General features: G+C 48.7%; 19 protein-coding genes and 1 pseudogene. 11 read left to right on the forward strand and 9 right to left on the reverse strand.

The genetic code is table 11. The features are described 5' to 3' along the window. Positions 1-104: 104 nt before the first annotated feature. The gene (locus tag PPOP_RS25740) at positions 105-455 is read right to left on the reverse strand and encodes an IS66 family transposase (protein WP_093470974.1); all 351 of its coding nucleotides are present in this window, start codon (positions 453-455) and stop codon (positions 105-107) included. A 172-nt stretch (positions 456-627) separates the two neighbouring features. Between PPOP_RS25740 and deoC the strand changes: the two genes are divergently transcribed. The 9 genes from deoC (at position 628) to htpG (ending at position 9,841) form a co-directional block, all read left to right on the forward strand. After that, a complete protein-coding gene (gene deoC, locus PPOP_RS04655; protein WP_006284919.1) occupies positions 628-1,293 on the forward strand; it encodes a deoxyribose-phosphate aldolase in 666 nt (221 codons plus the stop codon). 1 nt (position 1,294) lies between these two features. After that, a complete protein-coding gene (locus PPOP_RS04660) occupies positions 1,295-1,753 on the forward strand; it encodes a cytidine deaminase (protein WP_159101809.1) in 459 nt (152 codons plus the stop codon). Positions 1,754-1,834: 81 nt separating this feature from the next. Beyond that, entirely contained in the window at positions 1,835-3,025 is a 1,191-nt protein-coding gene (locus PPOP_RS04665) for a NupC/NupG family nucleoside CNT transporter (protein WP_006284921.1), read from the forward strand. 80 nt (positions 3,026-3,105) lie between these two features. After that, positions 3,106-3,813, forward strand: coding sequence for a purine-nucleoside phosphorylase (deoD, locus tag PPOP_RS04670; RefSeq protein ID WP_042227461.1), 708 nt, complete (start codon positions 3,106-3,108; stop codon positions 3,811-3,813). Positions 3,814-3,906: 93 nt separating this feature from the next. Then, positions 3,907-5,208: a pyrimidine-nucleoside phosphorylase gene (locus PPOP_RS04675; RefSeq protein ID WP_042227463.1), complete on the forward strand. Its 1,302-nt coding sequence runs from the start codon at positions 3,907-3,909 to the stop codon at positions 5,206-5,208. A 100-nt stretch (positions 5,209-5,308) separates the two neighbouring features. After that, positions 5,309-5,968 (forward strand): response regulator transcription factor, encoded by a 660-nt coding sequence (locus PPOP_RS04680; RefSeq protein ID WP_042227467.1) that lies wholly within the window; start codon positions 5,309-5,311, stop codon positions 5,966-5,968. Then, positions 5,953-6,501: a sensor histidine kinase gene (locus PPOP_RS04685; RefSeq protein ID WP_234399678.1), complete on the forward strand. Its 549-nt coding sequence runs from the start codon at positions 5,953-5,955 to the stop codon at positions 6,499-6,501. Before PPOP_RS04680 ends, PPOP_RS04685 begins: the two co-directional genes overlap by 16 nt. 215 nt (positions 6,502-6,716) lie before the next feature. Next, positions 6,717-7,394, forward strand: a complete 678-nt coding sequence (locus tag PPOP_RS04690) for an ABC transporter permease (protein ID WP_006284927.1) — start codon at positions 6,717-6,719, stop codon at positions 7,392-7,394. A gap of 557 nt (positions 7,395-7,951) precedes the next feature. Further along, a complete protein-coding gene (gene htpG / locus PPOP_RS04695; RefSeq protein ID WP_006284928.1) occupies positions 7,952-9,841 on the forward strand; it encodes a molecular chaperone HtpG in 1,890 nt (629 codons plus the stop codon). A 105-nt stretch (positions 9,842-9,946) separates the two neighbouring features. Here the strand turns inward: htpG and PPOP_RS20030 are convergent. From PPOP_RS20030 to PPOP_RS04730, 8 genes and pseudogenes are all read right to left on the reverse strand, one after another. Then, positions 9,947-10,078 (reverse strand): annotated as a pseudogene (locus PPOP_RS20030) (SLOG family protein); the annotation flags it as partial. Between the two features lie 330 nt (positions 10,079-10,408). Continuing rightward, positions 10,409-10,831 (reverse strand): SUKH-3 domain-containing protein, encoded by a 423-nt coding sequence (locus PPOP_RS04700; protein ID WP_234399680.1) that lies wholly within the window; start codon positions 10,829-10,831, stop codon positions 10,409-10,411. 14 nt (positions 10,832-10,845) lie between these two features. After that, entirely contained in the window at positions 10,846-11,571 is a 726-nt protein-coding gene (locus PPOP_RS19280) for an NAD+--asparagine ADP-ribosyltransferase (protein WP_234399683.1), read from the reverse strand. A 593-nt stretch (positions 11,572-12,164) separates the two neighbouring features. After that, positions 12,165-14,114: a PTS fructose transporter subunit IIABC gene (locus PPOP_RS04710; RefSeq protein WP_006284931.1), complete on the reverse strand. Its 1,950-nt coding sequence runs from the start codon at positions 14,112-14,114 to the stop codon at positions 12,165-12,167. Continuing rightward, complete coding sequence (pfkB, locus tag PPOP_RS04715) at positions 14,111-15,037, reverse strand: 1-phosphofructokinase (protein ID WP_006284932.1); 927 nt, start codon at positions 15,035-15,037, stop codon at positions 14,111-14,113. The genes PPOP_RS04710 and pfkB overlap by 4 nt, the downstream gene beginning before the upstream one ends. After that, positions 15,038-15,790 carry a DeoR/GlpR family DNA-binding transcription regulator gene (locus PPOP_RS04720; protein ID WP_006284933.1) on the reverse strand — a complete coding sequence of 251 codons (753 nt, stop codon included), beginning with the start codon at positions 15,788-15,790 and terminating at the stop codon, positions 15,038-15,040. 196 nt (positions 15,791-15,986) lie between these two features. Further along, entirely contained in the window at positions 15,987-16,820 is an 834-nt protein-coding gene (locus PPOP_RS04725) for a polysaccharide deacetylase family protein (RefSeq protein WP_006284934.1), read from the reverse strand. 273 nt (positions 16,821-17,093) lie between these two features. Beyond that, complete coding sequence (locus PPOP_RS04730; protein ID WP_006284935.1) at positions 17,094-17,984, reverse strand: helix-turn-helix domain-containing protein; 891 nt, start codon at positions 17,982-17,984, stop codon at positions 17,094-17,096. A 514-nt stretch (positions 17,985-18,498) separates the two neighbouring features. Between PPOP_RS04730 and PPOP_RS04735 the strand changes: the two genes are divergently transcribed. Further along, entirely contained in the window at positions 18,499-19,452 is a 954-nt protein-coding gene (locus PPOP_RS04735) for an ETX/MTX2 family pore-forming toxin (RefSeq protein WP_159101808.1), read from the forward strand. Positions 19,453-19,966: 514 nt separating this feature from the next. Next, a complete protein-coding gene (locus tag PPOP_RS04740) occupies positions 19,967-20,194 on the forward strand; it encodes an ABC transporter substrate binding protein (RefSeq protein ID WP_042227465.1) in 228 nt (75 codons plus the stop codon). Positions 20,195-20,413: the final 219 nt, after the last annotated feature.

The following is a 20,413-nucleotide window of genomic DNA, read 5'->3' on the forward strand; positions in this document are numbered from 1 at the left end:
TTATGCCGTGGTCGCCGCAGTTGCCGGACTTCTGCCGTCTGAACTAATCTACATCGATCATACACTGGCCCCAATCTGACCGCTAGGTGGGGCCTATTTGACGTTCACTCTTTCAGAAAAGCGCTCAGCTTCTCCCACGGATTCAGGCTGTAGGCCATCGCCTGGCCCAGCAGACTTGTGTGGGCATTATCTGGGATTTCTGCTGGCGACAGCCAGGCATAGTACGCATCCAGCACCGGTTGGCTTCGCTCTGCCCGTGCTTTGTAACGTTCCTCCGGCGTGGCCTCCTTCCGCTCGCGTTCAATCGCAAACAGCTGGTTGCAATACGCCAGCCCTTGCGCTGCGACCGCGTCTGGATTGCCTCTGGCTTCCGGCGCTGCCTTCAGCGCTTTCCCCTTGGAACAAGAAAGCGATCCGTCCGATTTCCGCTGTTTCAGGGGGATTTTTTTTGTCAGATGAGTGTCCGGAAACGGGTCATCCTATGCTTCAAGCGACAAGTTCATGAATTTGCAATGAACATAATTTCTTGAAAGTGTTTACATCGGTTCAGGCGCGTGTTATGATACTTTTGCATTAATATGGTTAACCTTTACGTATGAAGACGAAATCGTTCAAGGGGGATTCATCATGAGCATGGCGCAAATGATTGACCATACGCTGTTGCGCGCAGACGCAGTGAAAGGCGACATTACGAAGCTGATAGAAGAAGCGAAACGATATCAATTTGCCTCGGTATGCGTCAATCCTACCTGGGTGGCGTACTGTGCAGAGCGGCTGGCCGGCACCTCGGTCAAGGTGTGCACGGTCATCGGGTTCCCGCTCGGTGCTTCGACATCTGCCGTCAAAGCCTACGAGACGGTGGACGCGATTGCGAACGGGGCAACGGAAGTGGATATGGTCATCAATATCGGACAATTGAAGGCGGGGAACGATGACGATGCCGAGCGGGACATCGCGGCCGTCGTGACAGCCGCTGCCGGGAAAGCGCTCGTGAAGGTTATTATTGAGACATGCCTGCTTACGGAGGAGGAGAAGGTTCGCGCATGCGAGCTGGCGGTGAAGGCTGGCGCAGACTTCGTGAAGACCTCGACCGGCTTCTCTACGGGCGGAGCTACGCGGGAAGACGTGGCGTTAATGCGCAGAACGGTTGGAGAGCGAGCGGGCGTGAAAGCATCCGGCGGAGTACGAAGCCTGGAGGATGTCAACATGATGATTGAAGCGGGAGCTACCCGAATCGGAGCGAGTTCCGGAGTAAGCATTATAAATGGGATGGAGTCGTCATCTTCATACTAAATTGCTGTGTAAGAAAGCAAACGTTGGCGGAGAAGCGTCGATGAAGGAGGAGCAGATCATGAAGGAGCAAGTAATTCAAGAGGCACTGGAAGCGCGCAAGCAGGCTTATACGCCGTATTCCCGGTTTCAGGTGGGGGCCGCCGTGCTTGCCGGAGGGAAAATATTCCGCGGGTGCAATGTGGAAAATGCGTCATATGGCTTAACGAACTGCGCGGAGCGAACCGCCGTGTTCAAGGCGGTGTCCGAGGGCGAGAAGAGGATCGAAGCCATTGCCGTCGTAGCGGATACCGAAGGTCCGGTTGCTCCATGCGGTGCGTGCCGTCAGGTGCTGGCTGAATTTTGCGATAGCGAGACGAGAATCTTTTTGTCGAATCTTCATGGCAATACCGAGGAGTGGACGATTTCCCGTTTGCTGCCGGGCGCTTTTTCCGCCGAAGATATGGAACAGGACAGCAAATAGCGTTTCCCGTTCTGGGCCTTTTGTAAGCGATAACAGGAATCCGGATTTGTATTGCATGCATAAGCTTGGGAGGAACTTCAGATGAAATATGTAATTGCTATTGTCGGATTGCTGGTCGTATTCGGACTAACCTACATGGCGAGCAAGGACCGGGGCCGTATCCGCTATCGGCCGCTGGCACAAATGATTGTATTACAGATCGTCCTGGCGTTTGTATTGTTGAACACGACGGTGGGCGAGAAGCTGATTCGGGGATTTTCCACCATATTCGAAGCGCTGCTGGCCTATGCGGCGGAAGGCATTAATTTTGTGTTCGGCGGCATCGTGAACGAAGGGCAGGGCACGCAATTTTTCCTGGCGGTTCTGCTGCCGATCGTGTTCATTTCCGCGTTGATTGGCATTTTGCAATATACAAAAATTTTACCGTTCATTATTAAATATATTGGCCTTGCGCTTAGCAAGGTGAACGGTATGGGCAAGCTGGAATCGTATAATGCGGTTGCTTCCGCCATATTGGGGCAATCTGAAGTGTTTATTTCGGTCAAGAAACAAATTGGCATGCTGCCGGAGCGCCGCTTGTATACGCTGTGTGCGTCCGCCATGTCGACGGTCTCTATGTCCATCGTCGGGGCGTACATGACGATGATCGAGCCGAAATATGTCGTCACAGCGCTCGTGCTGAACCTGTTCGGCGGGTTCATTATCGCCTCGATTCTCAATCCGTATACCGTGTCGAAGGAAGAGGACATTCTCGAAGTTCAGGATGAGCATAAGCAAACCTTCTTCGAAATGTTGGGCGAGTACATAATGGACGGGTTCAAGGTAGCGATTGTCGTCGCCGCGATGCTGATCGGCTTCGTCGCCCTGATTGCCATGATTAATGGTCTGTTCGGAACCTTGCTCGGCATTACGTTCCAACAAATTTTGGGTTATATTTTTGCGCCGTTCGCCTTTCTTATGGGCGTGCCTTGGGCGGAAACGGTCGATGCGGGCAGCATCATGGCGACGAAAATGGTGGCGAACGAATTCGTGGCGATGCTCGATCTGTCCGCCATGACGAACGATAGCATCTTGTCTTCACGGACGATTGGCATCGTATCCGTCTTCCTGGTTTCGTTCGCGAACTTCTCATCCATCGGCATTATATCCGGGGCTGTGAAGGGGCTGCATGAGAAGCAGGGCAACACGGTCGCCCGCTTCGGCCTGCGCTTGCTGTACGGGGCTACGATGGTCAGTGTGCTGTCGGCCACGGTCGCCGGTCTGTTCCTGTAACAAATCGCAGACAATCCATGATCGCGATGCTGAAGTTCCTGGGGGAACAGGCTCGCAGCGAACAGAGGAGGATGAACAGGTTGAGCGTTCACATTGGAGCGAAGCAAGGCGAGATTGCAGAGACGATACTGCTTCCAGGCGATCCGCTGCGAGCGAAGCATATTGCACAGACGTATATGGAGGACATCGTTTGCTATAACGAAGTACGGGGCATGCTGGGCTTTACAGGCACTTATCGAGGGAAGCGGGTATCGGTTCAAGGCACGGGCATGGGCATTCCGACGACGAGCATCTACGCCAATGAGCTGATTGCGGATTACGGCGTTAAAACCTTGATCCGGGTCGGCACCTGCGGCGCGATGCAGGAGCATGTGCATGTGCGCGACGTCATTCTTGCCCAGGCATCCTGCACCGATTCCAGCATGAACCGTCATGAATTCAGCGGGTACGACTATTCGCCGATTGCCAGCTTCCCCTTGCTGCAATCGGCCTATGAGCAGGGAATGGCCAAGGGATTGAAGCTGCACGTCGGCAATGTATTCAGCTCGGATATGTTCTATCGCAGCGACAAATCTGTCGTGAAGAAGCTGATGGATTACGGTGTGCTTGGCGTCGAAATGGAAACGACGGCGCTGTATACGCTCGCGGCAAAATACGGCGTCAAGGCGCTGACGATCTTGACGGTAAGCGATCATGTGCTGACCGGAGAAGAAACGACGGCGGCCGAGCGTCAGACGACCTTCCACGACATGATGGAGGTCGCGCTGGAGACGGCTATCTCGATCTAGCGGCCCAAGCTCTTGGACAAGCTCTTGATCAAACAAGCTCGCCACAGATGGCGGCAGTGCATCAATCAACAGAGACAGGGAGGAGCATTGACGATGAGAATGGTGGATTTGATCGCGAAGAAGCGGGATGGCAAGGAATTGACGACGGAGGAGATCAACTTCGTCATCGAAGGATATACGAATGGGGATATTCCCGATTATCAGATGAGCGCCTGGGCCATGGCTATTTATTTCCAGGACATGTCGGAGCGGGAGCGGGCCGATTTGACGATGGCGATGGTGAACTCCGGGGACAAGATCGATCTGTCGACCATTGAAGGCATCAAGGTGGACAAGCATTCGACCGGGGGCGTCGGAGATACGACAACGCTTGTGCTGGCGCCGCTCGTCGCGGCTTTGGGTATTCCGGTGGCGAAGATGTCGGGGCGCGGGCTCGGCCATACAGGCGGCACGATCGACAAATTGGAATCGATCGAGGGATTCCATGTCGAGATTAGCAAGGACGAGTTCGTGAATCTTGTCAATACGCATAAGATTGCCGTCATTGGACAGACGGGCAACCTGACGCCGGCGGACAAGAAGCTGTACGCGCTGCGCGACGTCACAGGCACGGTGAACTCGATTCCGCTTATCGCCAGCTCGATTATGAGCAAGAAGATCGCGGCAGGCTCCGATGCGATCGTGCTTGACGTGAAGACCGGGGCCGGCGCCTTCATGAAGACGGCCGCGGATGCGAAGCGGCTGGCGCACGCGATGGTCAGCATCGGCAACAACGTCGGCCGCAAGACGATGGCCGTTATTTCGGATATGAGCCAGCCGCTTGGGCGCGCGATCGGCAACTCCCTGGAAGTGCAGGAAGCGATCGATACGCTGCGCGGGCACGGTCCGGCCGATCTGGAGGAGCTGTGCCTGGCGCTTGGCCGGCAGATGGTGTATCTTGCGGGCGGAGCCGCATCCTTGGAAGAAGCGGAGCAGCAGTTGAAGGAAGTCATCCGCAATGGCAAGGCGCTGGAGAAGTTCAAGCAATTCATTGCGAATCAGGGCGGCAATCCAGCCGTGGTCGACGATCCGAGTCTGCTTCCGCAAGCGTCCTGCAAGATCGAGGTTCCGGCACGTCAAGCCGGCGTTGTCGCCGAGATCGTCGCGGACGAGATTGGAACGGCGGCCATGCTGCTCGGCGCGGGACGCGCGACGAAGGATTCCGAGATTGATCTTGCGGTCGGCTTGATGCTGAACAAGAAGATCGGGGACGCGGTTCAGGCCGGCGAATCCCTGGTCACGATCCATGCCAACCGCGAGAACGTCGATGATGTCATCGAGAAAATTTACGCAAACATCCGCATCAGCGACCATGCGGAAGCGCCGGTGCTCGTACATGATATTGTAATGGAATAAGCCAACTATCGTGCAGCCCCCGTCTTGCCCTAAGACGGGGGCTGTTGGATGTCGGTCATACTACAGAAATAAAGCTCGTGCGACAGGAGGCGGACCGCAGTTGACTATCAAAGTGCTGATCGCGGACGACAATTCGTTTATTCGGGAAGGTATGAAAATCATATTGTCCAGCTTCGAGGAATTCGAAGTGGCCGGTACGGTCGAGGATGGAGCCGAAGCGGTTGCATTCTGCAAGAGCAACGACGTGGACGTTGCGCTGCTGGATGTGCGGATGCCGAATATGAACGGCGTCGAGGCAGCCCGCCTGTTGACGGAGCAGACCGCGGTCAAGCCGCTCATTCTGACGACGTTCGACGATGATGAGTTCGTGCTTGAAGCCATCCGGGTGGGAGCGCGCGGATATCTGCTTAAGAATAATGACCCCGAACGGATTCGCGACGCTATCAAGAGCGTCTGCAACGACCATCACGTTCTGCAGGATGTCGTGGTGGACAAGATCAAAGCGAACCTTGCCGCAGGCGGCCTTCCTTCCCCGCCCGCAGCCGTGCCCGAGTGCGAAAAGACCCCGGCGTTGCCTACTGCCGATCCGAACGGATGCAAGATCGACCGCAGCCTCTTCACCGAACGGGAGCTGGGCGTGATGGACCATATCGCCCGCGGCTTATCCAACAAAGAAATCGCCTCAGCGTTAAGCTCGCCAGGGTGGACAACGAACGGGAACATGTGCGGGGAGATCTGCAGCGGTTGGCCCGCACCTTGAGCGAGAACAACGAATATATCCGCCAGTCCGAATATACGATTAAGCTGGAGGAGCGGAACCGTCTCTCCCAGCGGATTCATGACGATGTCGGCCATGCCATGGCGGGCGCACTCATCCAGATGGAGGCGGTGCGGCTGCTGCTGACCACCGACCGGGACAAGGCGTCCGAGCTGCTGGGCAATGCCATCGCAATCTCTAAGGACGGGCTGGAGCGCATCTGCTTGACGCTCAAGGAGATGAAGCCGCGACCGGAGGAGATGGGGATCAACCGGCTCCGCCTGTTCGTTGACGAGGTGGCGGCTCGGGATGGCGTGGCCGCGACGCTGACCTACGACGGGGATATCGACGCCATCACGCCGTTGCAATGGAAGATCATTCAGCATAATGCGACTGAGGCGGTCACGAATACGCTCAAGTATGCGCAGGCCACCGCCATCCATGTTGAAGTTCGGGTGCTGAATAAATTCATTAAGGCGGTCGTCTCGGACAACGGCGTCGGAGCGGCGAAGGTCGTGAATGGGCTTGGGATGTAGGCATGGAGGAGCGGGCCGCTTCCGTGGGCGGCACGGTTATCGTCGACGGAACGAATGGCTTCACCGTAACGATGCTTCTGCCTTGCGGAGACCGGTGAACATGCTCATGCCGAATAACATGAATATTCTCATGGACAGAGGATGAACTTATGCACTGACATAAGCGCATCCTTTTTTATTACAATACGGACATCATCATGGAAGGAGTGAGCCGGGTGAGTAACGTACTGGAAATCCACCATTTAACCAAAAAATTCGGTGATTTCATCGCCGTCGACAATATTTCGCTGAATGTGCGCGAAGGGGAAATCTTCGGCTTCCTCGTCGCGTTCATGATGTACTCCGCGGTCAATATGTCAGAGATGATTCTGAAGGAGAACCGCACCTTCCTGCGGCTTCTGTCCGCGCCCGTCTCGGCCAGGACGTATGTGCTCTCGAACGTGGCTGTCAATGTCGTGATGATGCTGTTGCAGATTACGGTCACGCTGATCGTGATGAAGAACATTATCCATATTGACTCCGGGATCCCGTACGGCATTATGATTGCGGCGCTGTTCCTGTTCGCCTTGACGGCCATCAGTCTCTCGCTCTTGATCGTCGCGTTCTCGAAGAGCAGCGCGGGTACAGGCGCCCTGCAAAATCTGATTATTACGCCGTCATGTCTGCTCGCCGGCTGCTTCTTCCCGATGGACATCATGCCGGATACGATGCGCAAAATCTCGAACTTCATGCCGCAGCATTGGCTATTGGATATGATCAATAAGCTGCAGCAAGGTGTTACGTTTGGCAGCTTGTCTCTGCATATGGCGATTCTGATCGCCTTCGCCGTCGTCTTCGCGCTTATCGCGATCTTCCGCTTCGACCGCAACAATGACATCCGGCAGTTCGTGTAAGTCAATGATCATGCGATGTGGCAGTCTGTAGTAACTGAATTATATCGCAGTCTATATGGTGAACGGAGAGAGTGCGTAGACCCTTGTTGATACACTGGTTGCCTGCATACAGAACGCAGAGCGGCTCGATCGCAACGTACATTCCGGTTTATTTGCCATGAGAGACGCCGCCCCTGCAGCCTACAAGCCTGTAATCGAAAATATCATACGCTGGCAGGAACACGCTGAATCGCATCTGCAAATTGCAAAACAATTGACGAATCAAAACATTGGCGTATCCTCTCGGCTTGGATATTGTACCGGCGGTAGACATGAAAAAAGCCCATGTGATCGACATATGATTTTGGAGTCAACAATGATACAATAATCGACAGACATGCTTTTCGCGTTAGTAAAGGGGGAAGCTGGGAGCGGAGAAGGCAGTCGTGCATGGCGGCCTGCGGGCGGCCGTTGCTTGAACATATTGACATTCAAATTCAGAATATGATATATAAAAGGAAGTGTTAGCACTCACGCATCTAGAGTGCTAAAATCATGCTATCGAAAGGAGACCCATCATGGAGAAAAAACAATTTAAAGCAGAGTCGAAACGACTGCTCGAGATGATGATCAACTCCATTTACACGCAGAAGGAAATCTTTTTGAGAGAATTGATCTCGAACGCCAGCGACGCGATCGATAAAATCTACTACCAAGCGTTGACCGATGAGCAGCTCGTCTTCGACAAGGACAGCTATTACATCCACATCATTCCGGACAAGGAGAACCGGACGCTGACGATCTCCGACACCGGGATCGGCATGACGAAGGACGAGCTGGAGAACAATCTGGGCATCATCGCCAAGAGCGGGTCTTTCGCCTTCAAGAACGAGAACGAGCTTAAGGACGGCCATCATATTATCGGGCAGTTCGGGGTCGGCTTCTATTCCGCATTTATGGTGGCGGATGACGTCACCGTCATCAGCAAGCCGCTGGGCGCCGAGGAAGCGTACCGATGGGAGTCGAAGGGGGCCGACGGCTATACGATCGAGCCGTGCGAGAAGGATTCGGTAGGAACGGACATTATTTTGAAAATCAAAGAAAATACCGAGGATGATCGCTATGATGAGTACCTGGACGATTATCGCCTGAAATCGATCATCAAAAAATATTCCGACTTCATCCGTTATCCGATTAAGATGGATGTGAAGGGGCAGCGGCCGAAGGAAGGCGCCGAGAATGAATTCGAGGAATTTACGGAAGAGCAGACCATCAACAGCATGGTTCCGATCTGGCGCAAAAATAAAAATGAACTGACCGCGGAAGATTACGAGAACTTCTATGCCGAGAAGCGGTACGGCTTCGATAAGCCGATCACGCATGTCCATATCAAGGCGGACGGCGCCGTCGTTTACAATGCGATTCTCTTCCTTCCGGAGAAGACGCCGTTCGACTACTATACGAAGGAATATGAGAAAGGGCTGGAGTTGTACTCCAACGGCGTCCTTATTATGGATAAATGCGCCGATCTCTTGCCGGATTATTTCAGCTTCGTCAAAGGGATGGTCGACTCCGAGGATCTGTCGCTCAATATTTCCCGCGAGATGCTGCAGCATGACCGCCAGCTCAGCCTCATCGCCAAAAATATCAAGAGCAAGATCAAGAGCGAGCTGCAGCGCCTGTTGAAGGAAGAGCGAGAGAAATACGAACAATTCTATCAATCGTTCGGCCGTCAACTGAAATATGGCGTCTACAGCGATTACGGCATGAATAAGGAAGTACTGCAGGATCTGCTCCTGTTCCACTCCTCGAAGGAGAAAAAGCTCGTCAGCCTAGATGAGTACATCTCCCGCATGCCGGAAGATCAGAAGTATATTTATTATGCTTCCGGTGATTCGATCGACCGGATCGAGAAGTTGCCTCAGACGGAGCTGGTGGCTGACAAGGGCTATGAGATTCTGTACTTCACGGATGATATCGACGAGTTCGCGATCAAGATGATCATGAGCTACAAGGAGAAGGAATTCAAGTCGGTCTCCAGCGGCGATCTGGGCATTGACGCAGACGATAGCGAGAAGGATGCCGCTGCGGAAGAGAAGGACAACCAAGAACTGTTCGATGCGATGACAGAGATTTTGAAGGACAAAGTGAAGAATGTGAAGGCATCCAAGCGGCTGAAGTCCCATCCGGTCTGCCTCTCCAGCGAAGGCGAATTGTCCATCGAGATGGAGAAAATATTGAAGGCGATGCCGAACGGCCAGGATGTCCAGGCGGACAAGGTGCTGGAAATCAACGTCAACCATGACGTGTTCCAGTCGCTGAAGGACGTCCTCGCGAATGACCGCGAGAAGCTGATCCTATACACGAATCTGCTGTATCATCAGGCGCTGCTGATTGAAGGGCTGCCGATTGGCGATCCGGTGCAATTCACGAATGATATTTGCAAAGTGATGGTGGAGTTCCACTAAAGGCAGACGCTCTAGCTCGGTGTAGATGGCGGACCTATAGCTATCAAGACAGCAAGCAGCTTTGCAGGCCAACTTCAGCATCCACCGAAGGCGTCGAGCTGCCATTTTCCGAGGTAAGTGCCATTGCTGGCTGTAGGCCGCAATGATCGAGCATTTCAGATGCGGATATTGCGCCTTCAGCGTCAGCGTGGCTTCGCAAGCCCACAGATCGACCCCGTATTGGCCAGGGGTAATTATTCCTTACTTGGAGGTAGTTCACTTGAAATCAAGGAATACGTTACATTCGCAACGCGATCGCGGCCCGGCTGATCCCCCTGGTTGAAGTAGGCCTTGAATGGGTCATTGTCAATCGCTCTCACCCACCATTATATAGGAGCCGGCATGAATGTGCCGCAGGGGGACGCCGTCGCCCGTGTCAGCAGATGGCTTCCGAAGCAATCGGGGGCCATCTTTTTATTTGAAGATTTTCTATCTCGTTTTTCCTTTTTTATTTCTCGTTAGATTTTGGGCAAAAAAAAGGCTCTTTCCATCTCATTGTTCAAGTTGGAATGAGCCATTAATATGCTATCAGTAACTTCCCCATGGTTGGACACCACGACCGTTAATTAAGTTTTCCCATGCTTCTAAAGCACTGTCTCCTAATTTTCCAGTACTACAGTATATTTTTCCGCTTTCTGAAACAAGTAATACTAAATAATCACTATCGATTTTTCCTACTGGGATCAACTTTTCTTTAGCATATTTCTCCTCAGAAACAAAACTTCCATGAGCATAATAATTAGTGAATCTTATACTTGTATTGTGAGTTTCCTCGTTTAAAGTATCTTCTATTACTAAGTTTCCAAATTCCTTTAAAAAATTCTTCACTTCTTGGAAAACAACGTAACCTAATTGTTCTAAATTCTCTTCAATCTCTTTAATGTCAATATTCCTTCCTTCAAACCATCCAGACTCTCTTAACATTTTCAAAGTCTCTTTACTGATCTCCAATCTATCTCTCCCACCTATTTCATTGATGTAATAAAATCTTTAAAGGTTATTTTACAGTTTTTGCAGAAAGGTTTAACTGATCCAGTTTCGACGTTAACTGATCTTAATACTACGTTATCAATTTTTCCCCCTTGCAATATTGCGTCTCTAACCGCCCAAACTTCAGCACAATTTTCCACAAGCCAGTTTTTTTGCATACTTGGTTCGCTATTATCATTATAATATTTATTTTTAGATGTAGCTACATCCTTTGTCTTTTGAATTAAGATTCTTAATTTCCCCATTTCCGTCTTCATAGAATCAATATTTTTCTCAGCAAAATATGACGGTTTACTTGCTACAAGTTCATCGATATATTCATCAGTTAATGCACTTCTGTAGAATTCAACATATTCGCTCGCACTGGAAAATTCTTTACTTTCGATGCTTGGATTGTTTCGGTAAATACCACTACATCCAAATCCAACCCTGGAAGTATCGGTAGCATCAACCGCAACGCTTGTTACTGATGGTTTGAAATCAAGCCCATATTTTTCACCGATGTTCACTGATTTTGTATAACTATCTAAAAGTTTTGGCGCTATAGAAACAGCATCCTCCACCTTCTCGGCATGAAACTCAGGACGGACTTTTTCCGCGCTTGCATCTTGTTGGCCAACCGCGAGTAACGCGATCAGGAACAGGAAGCCTAGCATCATTTTAGGATAACAAAGCGATTTTCTCAAAAAATATTTTGTCATTATGTATCCCTCCAAATTTGATTATGCTGATGATTTTACCTCTTAGTCCTCCTTTATAATGCTCCCAGGATGAGATCACAGGAGCATGATATTATCAAGCTGTGGAATCAAGATTACATCTATTTCTAAAGGGATGGTAAGAGTAATATTTACTATTTTTCTATATGAAGGAAATGCAAGCGACAGCTACAATTTGTTCTTCTTCAAAAAAATCAGCCCCTAACAAATTAAATTTTTTATATGAATCATAGTTACTAAGTTACAAATTAATAATAACATGGTTCGATTTCGACTATTACATAAGAATAGTTATATTTCATATCAACAATGTGAAATGCTCTGAATCCGTGCCGCAATTGGCAAGGATGTGAAAAACCTTACTGATAAAAAAACTCTGAAAATGAAAATGGGTGAGAGATTCCATCTGACCTCGGGGCGATGATAACATTAGACAGAAGTGAATTTATGTAAAGGGGGGGATTTGAACATGGCTCTCCTCAATGATGTGGAAGAAGCTATTTTACACAATGATACGGACGCAAAAGACCGTTCCAAGAGTTCGCTTCCTTGGAACGGCCGCTATGATTCAGACTCTATACCGTTACTTTCTTCTTCCATACGCCAAGCGTAAGGGCGGTTACGATAGAACCGATCAATATCGCAAGCAGATAAAGGAATGGCTTATTGACTAAAGCGATAACGAAGATTCCCCCGTGTGAAGCCGGGAGCGTAATGCCAAAGGCCATCGCGAGACCGCCTGCAATCGCCGATCCAAGAATACAGCTCGTCAGTACACGGAGCGGATCAGCCGCAGCAAATGGAATTGCTCCTTCCGTAATGAACGACAACCCCATGACATAGTTGGTCACGCCGGACTTCCGTTCGCTCTCGGTGAACTTGTTCTTGAAGAACGTTGTCGCCAGTGCGATCGCTAGCGGCGGCACCATCCCGCCTGCCATTACCGCAGCATGAGGACCGAGGTTGCCCGCTTCAATCGCTGCAATACCGAACGTAAAGGCTACTTTGTTAATCGGGCCACCCATGTCGACCGCCATCATACCGCCTAGGATGATACCGAGCAGAATCGCATTTGCTCCATTCAAGCTGTTCAGCCAGTCCGTCATCAGGCCATTCAAAGCAGCGACTGGCGGATTAATGACCGTAACCATCAAGCTGCCCACGATGAGCAAGCCAAGCAGTGGGAACAGCAGCACGGGCTTAATTCCTTCCAATGCTTGGGGCAGGTTCTGAAGCAGACGCTTCAATAGAATAACAACATAACCGGCCAGGAATCCCGCAACAAGTCCGCCAAGGAAGCCGGCACCGGCTTCAGCCGCAAGATAACCTCCGACGATACCCGGCAGAAACGCAGGACGATCTCCGATACTGCTTGCAATAAATCCAGCCAGAATCGGTACGAGAAACATAAAGGCAGCATTCCCGATCTTGGATAAAAGCTCCGCGATATCCCCCTCGGCGTTAATCCCTCCAACAAGGAATGATAACGCTATCAGGATACCGCCCCCAACCACGAATGGAAGCATGTTGCTTACCCCATTCATCAGGTGCTTGTAGACGCCGCGCTTGCCGCCGCCCTCTTTCTGCACCGTCTTCTCTTCAGAAGCGCGGTACACAGGTGCGTCTTGCTTTAGTGCCTGATCAATGAGCTGCTCGGTCTTGCGAATTCCATCCGCAACAGGAACCTGAATGACATGCTTACCCGCAAAACGATTCATCTCGACTTGCTTATCCGCGGCCACGATAACTGCCGTAGCTCGAACAATGTCATCTGCGGTCAGTCCATTTTTAACACCTGTGGAACCGTTCGTCTCAACCTTCATCTCGATGCCCATATCTTTCGCCTTTTTCTTTAAGGCATCCGCTGCCATATAAGTATGAGCGATGCCTGTCGGACAGGCCGTTACAGCAATCAGGTATGGACGATCTTGTTCAGATGCGGGCCGAGCATTCGTAGCAGAAGCTTCACTTGGCGCTTGGGATTTGGCTTGATCCTTGGCTTGATCCTTGGTTTGATCCTCGCCTCGCTTCTCGGCTTGCGCCTTCTCTTCCGCTTCTTGCTCTGCCAGCACTTCATTTTCACGCTGGTCCACAATGCGTAGCAATTGCTCCACCGAAGCCGCCTTCAACATGGCCTCACGCATATCCTCATCCAGCAGCGTAAACAATCTTGACAGCGTCTCGACATGGGTATCATGCGCATCATCCGTCGCAGCGATCATGAAGAACAAATGCGCAGGCTGCTCATCCAGCGACTCATAATCCACGCCTTCGATGGAGCGTCCAAAGCATATCGCAGGCACCTTTACTGCAGCCGTCTTCGCATGTGGGATTGCCACTCCATCCCCAAGCCCTGTTGTGCTATGGCTCTCGCGAAGCATAATCGCTTCTCGAAAAGCCTTCGAATCGCTTAAGCGTCCTGCTTCGTCTAACGTAGCAATCAGCTCGTCAATAACGGCTTCTTTCCCTGTCGAATGAAGATTGAGGATGACCGTGTCCTGCTTCAGTAGATCTGTAATTCTCATGATGTTCTCTCCCCCACTTGTGTCAGTTTAATTTGCGGAAGCAGTTCTTCAATATATTCCTTCTTGCATAAGTCATTTGAAAATGCCGTTGCGCTGCCGGTTGCCACGCCATAAGCGAAAGCCTCCTGAATAGAGCCTTTTACTGCATAAGTTCCAATAAAGCCTGCAACGAGCGAGTCTCCTGCCCCTACCGAGTTGATCACTTTGCCTTGCGGCACATTCGCCACGTAGGCTGCTTCTTTGGTAATAAGCACTGCGCCGTCACCTGCCATGGAGACAATGACATGCTGTGCACCCATCTCAACCAATTGGCGGCCATAGCGCAAGACCTCCTCCAAGGATTCAATGTTCACATTGAAGAATTCTCCCAGCTCATACTGATTGGGCTTTGTGAGAAATGGACGGTAGGTTAGCAGCTCAAGCATGGCTTTGCCGCTCGTATCGACAACAACTCGAATGCCCTTATCCAAGCAGCGTCTCATGATATCGCCGTATAAACCTGCATCCAAGCTGGAAGGAATGCTGCCTGCAAGCACCAGCGTGTCGCAATTGCTCATCTCCTCAATCTTATCAAGCAGTTCATGGAGCTTATCTTCCGAGATGGCGGGACCTGTGCCATTGATCTCGGTCTCTTCCCCCGTCTTCAGCTTGATGTTAATTCGGGTATCTCCTTCGACCTGAACAAAATCGGTATCGATGCCTTCGTTATTTAATAGGTCTTGAATGTACTGTCCCGTAAAGCCGCCGATAAATCCAAGGGCTTTCGTTGGTACACCGATTCGGGATAATACCCGTGAGACATTAATGCCCTTTCCACCCGGATACTTCTCATCCTTCGTCATTCGGTTCAAGCAGCCAACCTGGAATGGGTCCACGTATACGTAGTAATCAATCGAAGGATTGAGTGTCATTGTATAAATCATTTATTTCACAACCTTTATTAATGTCGTCTTGTTATTGATGGAGCTCTCTGTTTCCGGTTCCAACTGATCAATCACAAGCGCTGCCTCATCGATAGCCCCAAACTGTACGAAGCAGACCTTGTTCCACTTACTTCTGTCAGCAATGACGTAGCTCTTCTCGGATAAGGAGAGAGCCATCTTCTTGATATTCGCCTCTTCGGGATCGGGTGTCGTATAGCCAAGTTCCTCATGAATGCCATTGGTGCCAAGGAAGCATTTGTCAAATCGATAATCCTGCAAGCCGCGTACCGCTTGGCTGCCAATAAATGCTTTTGTAAGCCCCTTTATCTTGCCCCCGACGACATAAACCGGAATGTCATATTTATAAAGAGATTCAAGATGCATAAGTCCATTGGTTACGACGGTCACCTTTTTATCAACAAGCAAAGGTATCATCTCGTATGTGGTGCTTCCGGCATCGAGGTAAATGCAATCGCCTTCTTGAATAAGAGAAACGGCAAGCTCAGCTACTTGTTTCTTTTCACTTAACTGCTGGGTCGATTTTTCACGTAAAGAAGATTCCATCCCTTTCCCTTGGAGCAGGGCAGCACCGCCGTGAACTCGCTTCAGCAGATTCTCGCTTTCCAGATGGCTCAGATCTCGCCGAATCGTTGCTTCGGAGAAAGCGGTCTCATCAACGAGCTCTTGAATCTTAACGACTCCCTTTTCCTTTAGCAATTCCAAAATCAATCGATGTCGTTCCGGAGTTAACATCTCATCATCTCCTTCAACGCTATTGTATTGAAAACGCCAACAAAAATCAATCTTATGCAATCAAAATCAATCATATTTCACTAGGTTTGTTCACTATTCGTTCAAAATCAATCATTTTAACTCTTTATTCTCGCTGATGGCCAGCAAAAAAGCTCACTCCTCCTTATTGTAAAGTTGGAATAAGCCATTGAGATGATTAGAAATTGATTTGTTTTGGAATATTTAGCAATTCAGGAATCGTAACCAGTTTGACTCCGTCGTTTCGGAGTTTTTTAATGATTTCCGGCAACGCCTGAACGGTGCCCGACAAATCCTCTCCGGTTCCCCCCGCCGCATGCTGAAGAATAATCGAACCCGGATGCACCTGCGCCAAAACATTCGTCTTGACTTGTTCGGCATCCAATCCTTTCCAATCCAACGAATCGACATTCCAGTTTACAATCAACTTTTGCTGGCTGGCCAGCCATTGAATTTGGTTTTCGCTAATATTTCCATACGGGGGCCTAATAAATGTAGGCTTATACCCCGAGATCGAATGGATTACATTGTCTGTTTTAATGATTTCTTCCCGAAAAGCAGCATCGCTTAGTTGTGGGAGATTCGGGTGACTGTACGAATGATTTCCCACGATATGGCCCTCGTTGACGATTCTTTGTGCAATTTCGGGGTGGGCTTCGATCCGGTTGCCGACTAGAAAAAATGTCGCCTTCACTCCCTCGCGTTTTAAAACATCGAGCACTTGAGGAGTAAATACATTGTCAGGGGCATCGTCAAAAGTTAAAGCAACTTCGCGCTTCGTCGAAGGAGCACTAAGTAAAAAAGTACTTTTATATTTCGCGCGCAAATCCGATAACGAAAGCGGATGAGGAGCTCGTATTGCTCCCTCCGGGCCTTCGAGCAAATTCGGTGTTTGGGAAGTTTTGATCCGGTTATCCGTTACTCCTTTCGGCTTCACTTGGTTTGTCTTATATTGGCCACAGCCCGTACACGCCAATAAAGCTAATAAAGCGAGTATACAAATGGCTTTCATCGGTAATATCTCCTCCTGATGGAATCTGAAGTTCAATAGATATATTTCCCTTCATGCTCAGGTATATTCCCTAGATATATTTACCAATTTTGGATATTTTGAATAGATAGACAACTGGCGGTAAGATAGATGCAAAAGTATTGAACGTTACAGTAGATACAGACAGGTGAGATGTTTTATGGAATTAGTGGATTCAAACATAACCCATGAACCCAGCAAAGTCCCTGGACAAGCCCAGGATCGTCCCCGGCGCAATGAGATTTAAGAAAAACTTCATTCTTTTCTCAGTCCTAATTCTATTATTTTATTTTCGACAATATTTTTGAAGTTATATTGTTTTTTAAGCTTGAACAGCATTATGGCTTGTTCAAAATCTTCTAATGCAGATTCATAGTGGTCTAAAAAATATTGGTTCAACCCTTTTTCATAATATATCTCTCCAAATAGATAGAGAGAATTATAGTTCAAACATTGTTCGATCCCTTTATTGCAATAGTGTATACAGTTCTGATAGTCCTTATTTCTTGAAAGCGAACGTGCGATCGCGTAGATGTTTTTGATGGGCAATGCTCTGTCTTCTATATAATAATGCCGATGAATATGGCGGTAAGTCCAATGCAAAATGCGCAGCGCCTTACGATTTTGGTTGGATTCAGATAACAATATGCCGATGCTGTTAATAATCGTCAGTTCCTGTTCGGAACAAAACTTCAAAGATTTGCAAGTTTTTTTTAATGCTGCTTTCAGCATCATGAAGCTTGAACGAAAGTCCTTAGAGGAATAATACAGAGATATAGCTTTCGCCCAGAGGAGGAATTGCTGATCTTCGGGTGCTTCAAAAAGATAGCTTTCTTCTTCCAGTATCTTCAGGACTTGTCCGAAATCATTTTCTTGAATAAAGGAGTGGACAATTAATTTAATATTATTTTTATAGATGATAGTGGAATCGTTGTTGATATCAAATAAATATTTTACATTTACTCTTAATTTTTTTGACAGTAAATATAATATGAAGCCAGATGGAACCTCTCGCCCATTTTCAATATTGCTGATATGAGGTTGCGTACAAATCCCCTGCGCCAGAGCCTGCTGGCTCAACCCTTGCTTTAAGCGCAAGTCCTTAATAATTCTCCCGATTTCAATGGAATTTAACGGATAAACCATACCGTCTCCCCCTTGCGTAATTCACTTGTGTCAAAATGTTGGAGAAGAAAAGCTTTTCCTAAGGGAGGTCATTGTCCTCCTTACTTTATTTGTCGGAATATAGAGCCTTATTTTAATGTTTTTCGACAAAGTATTTTATATTTTTGATAATTTCGACATGATTCTACACAATTTCACATTATTGAAACACAATATAACTACTCTTATATAATAACCGAGATCAAATCATGTTATCGTTAAACTGTAATCAGCGAACAACAACTAGATTAGGTAAGAAAGGGAGGGGAAGCAATGAAGAAGATAGCGAGCGCCTTTTTGATTTGCGTCTTATTTTTAGGCTCCCAGCAAGCTGTTTTGTCCGGGACTTCCTCATCGCCACCGGCCGTAAAGTTAGAATTGAGGACTGACCATCATCTGATAGGAGGGCATTAGGCACTGACGCTTATCTCCCCTGCAGGGGCTACCCGTTTTCATCCAAACGCAGAAAAAACTTTAACAGAGTTAGGGGATGTTGATGATGAAAGAAAAGAAAATTGTAACTGCCATTGCGATTGCCTCCATTAGCGCTTTACTCGCCATAACACCCGCAGTCCCTGTAGTTGCTGCAGCAGGCGTAACAAATACGGCTGCAACAGATGCGGGTATCGTAGATTGGTCGACTCCTATCGATCATGCAATGGATATATATGGGCAGCATGCAGGAAAGCCAGGAACCTATGGGGGGAGTGGCCTTCTTGGAGGTTTTACTGATGTGAAGTATCGCGAATTTTCGGTAGAAGCGGATGGTTCGCCGATCCTTTCGAATTCGAAAACGGTATTTGTGGGATCAAGCACTTTAGTTAATGATTCAGATATGGAGCAAACGCTGAGCACAGACAGTTTCACACAGCAGTTTACCAATTCCGTCACTAGCTCAACGACGACTGGCTTTAAATTCGGAGAAAAAATTTCTTCTAAGTTTGAGATTCCTCTCGTTGCTGAAGTGGGGGCAGAAGTATCGACTGAATTTGATTTTTCAGATACATCCAGCAATACAAAGACTGAAACTCATACTTACACAGCTCAACCACAAAATATAAAAGTTCCGCCACATTCCTCTGTTGAAGTTATTGTCAAACTGGATACAGTGAAGGCGAGTGGAAATGTAAAGCTGCTTAGCAAAATGTCAGGCCAGAAGACCGGGTCTATTATTTATTATAATCCTAGTGTTCAATATTTCTACAATCTATCATTTCATGATATCGTAGACGAGGCTTCGAAATATGAAAAGCTATCAAATGTGTATGCAAACCCAGATGAAACGATCACTTTAGTGGGCGCAGGCAATTATGAAGCAGAATATGGCACACAATTTATGGTACAAGTAATGAAGCCGAAGCCACTAAATGAAAATGGAAGAGTAAAAAGAGACCTTCATGAAGAAGACTACGCTTATGAGGTAACTCCGGTAGTGAATAAAGCAGAATAACATGTCGGTAACAAATTAGGGAAAGGAAACCTGGATGGGCTTCACGTCTGTCAAGGTTTCCTTTTTTTGCGGAGCAAGATCCATTATATTTATTACACTCAATATATTAGATGTGCCCAAATATTGACATTCATTTTGATACCGTGATATTATAACGGCAAAATAACGCACCATTGAAAAAACGTAGTATAATGTGCGATGATCTCCTTGAAGAACCTCGATATCCGATTGCATGCTTCAGCACGACACTGCGCAATCTATGCCCTCTTTAGATGTTTACGCAACATCTTTGTATCTGTGCTACCAAGCAGCAGCGCTAAGCCACGAGGGCAGCGCATTCACATCTTGCTTCCATGCGAATGCAGGATACAGACTCATCACGCTCCTTTCTTGAAGCATCTGCGTGAACACATTTCATGTCTGATGAGCGCAAGAGAGCTTTATACACCGATACTCGCCAATACGCTGTTTAACTATTTCTCTGTTGAAAGCGCAAATAATTGCTGCTGGCGGCATGCGGGAACTTGAGCGCACCGAAGGACATGGGCAGAATGAAGACGGTACGAAGATGGTCAAGATTGGTATGGAGCAGTACGCGAATCATCCTTCTCTGGATATGGCGAGACAGGGTTTTTTACAGGCACTGAAGTTTGCCGGGTACAAGGAAAATGTCATCTTGCAAGTCGATTTTCACAATGCGCAGTCTGACATGAACCACAACAGTATCCCAAAAGCTGGTTAGCGGGACATCGTGGAATCACGTGGCATTTCCGGATAGGTGGAAATTTTCAGGGCGGATCATGTCGCTTGGAGCGAGCCTGGCCAACTGGTGCAGAAGTGCTGGGATATCGATGAGATGAATGCGGCTTATAACTTAGCGCCGTAAAACCCCTAGCTTTAGCTAGGGGGATATAAGGCGCTTCGGATGCGAGGTGGCTTTAGCTGCCTTAAGCATTCGACA

The sequence above is a fragment of the Paenibacillus popilliae ATCC 14706 genome, assembly GCF_000315235.1.
Lineage (GTDB): Bacteria > Bacillota > Bacilli > Paenibacillales > Paenibacillaceae > Paenibacillus_B > Paenibacillus_B popilliae.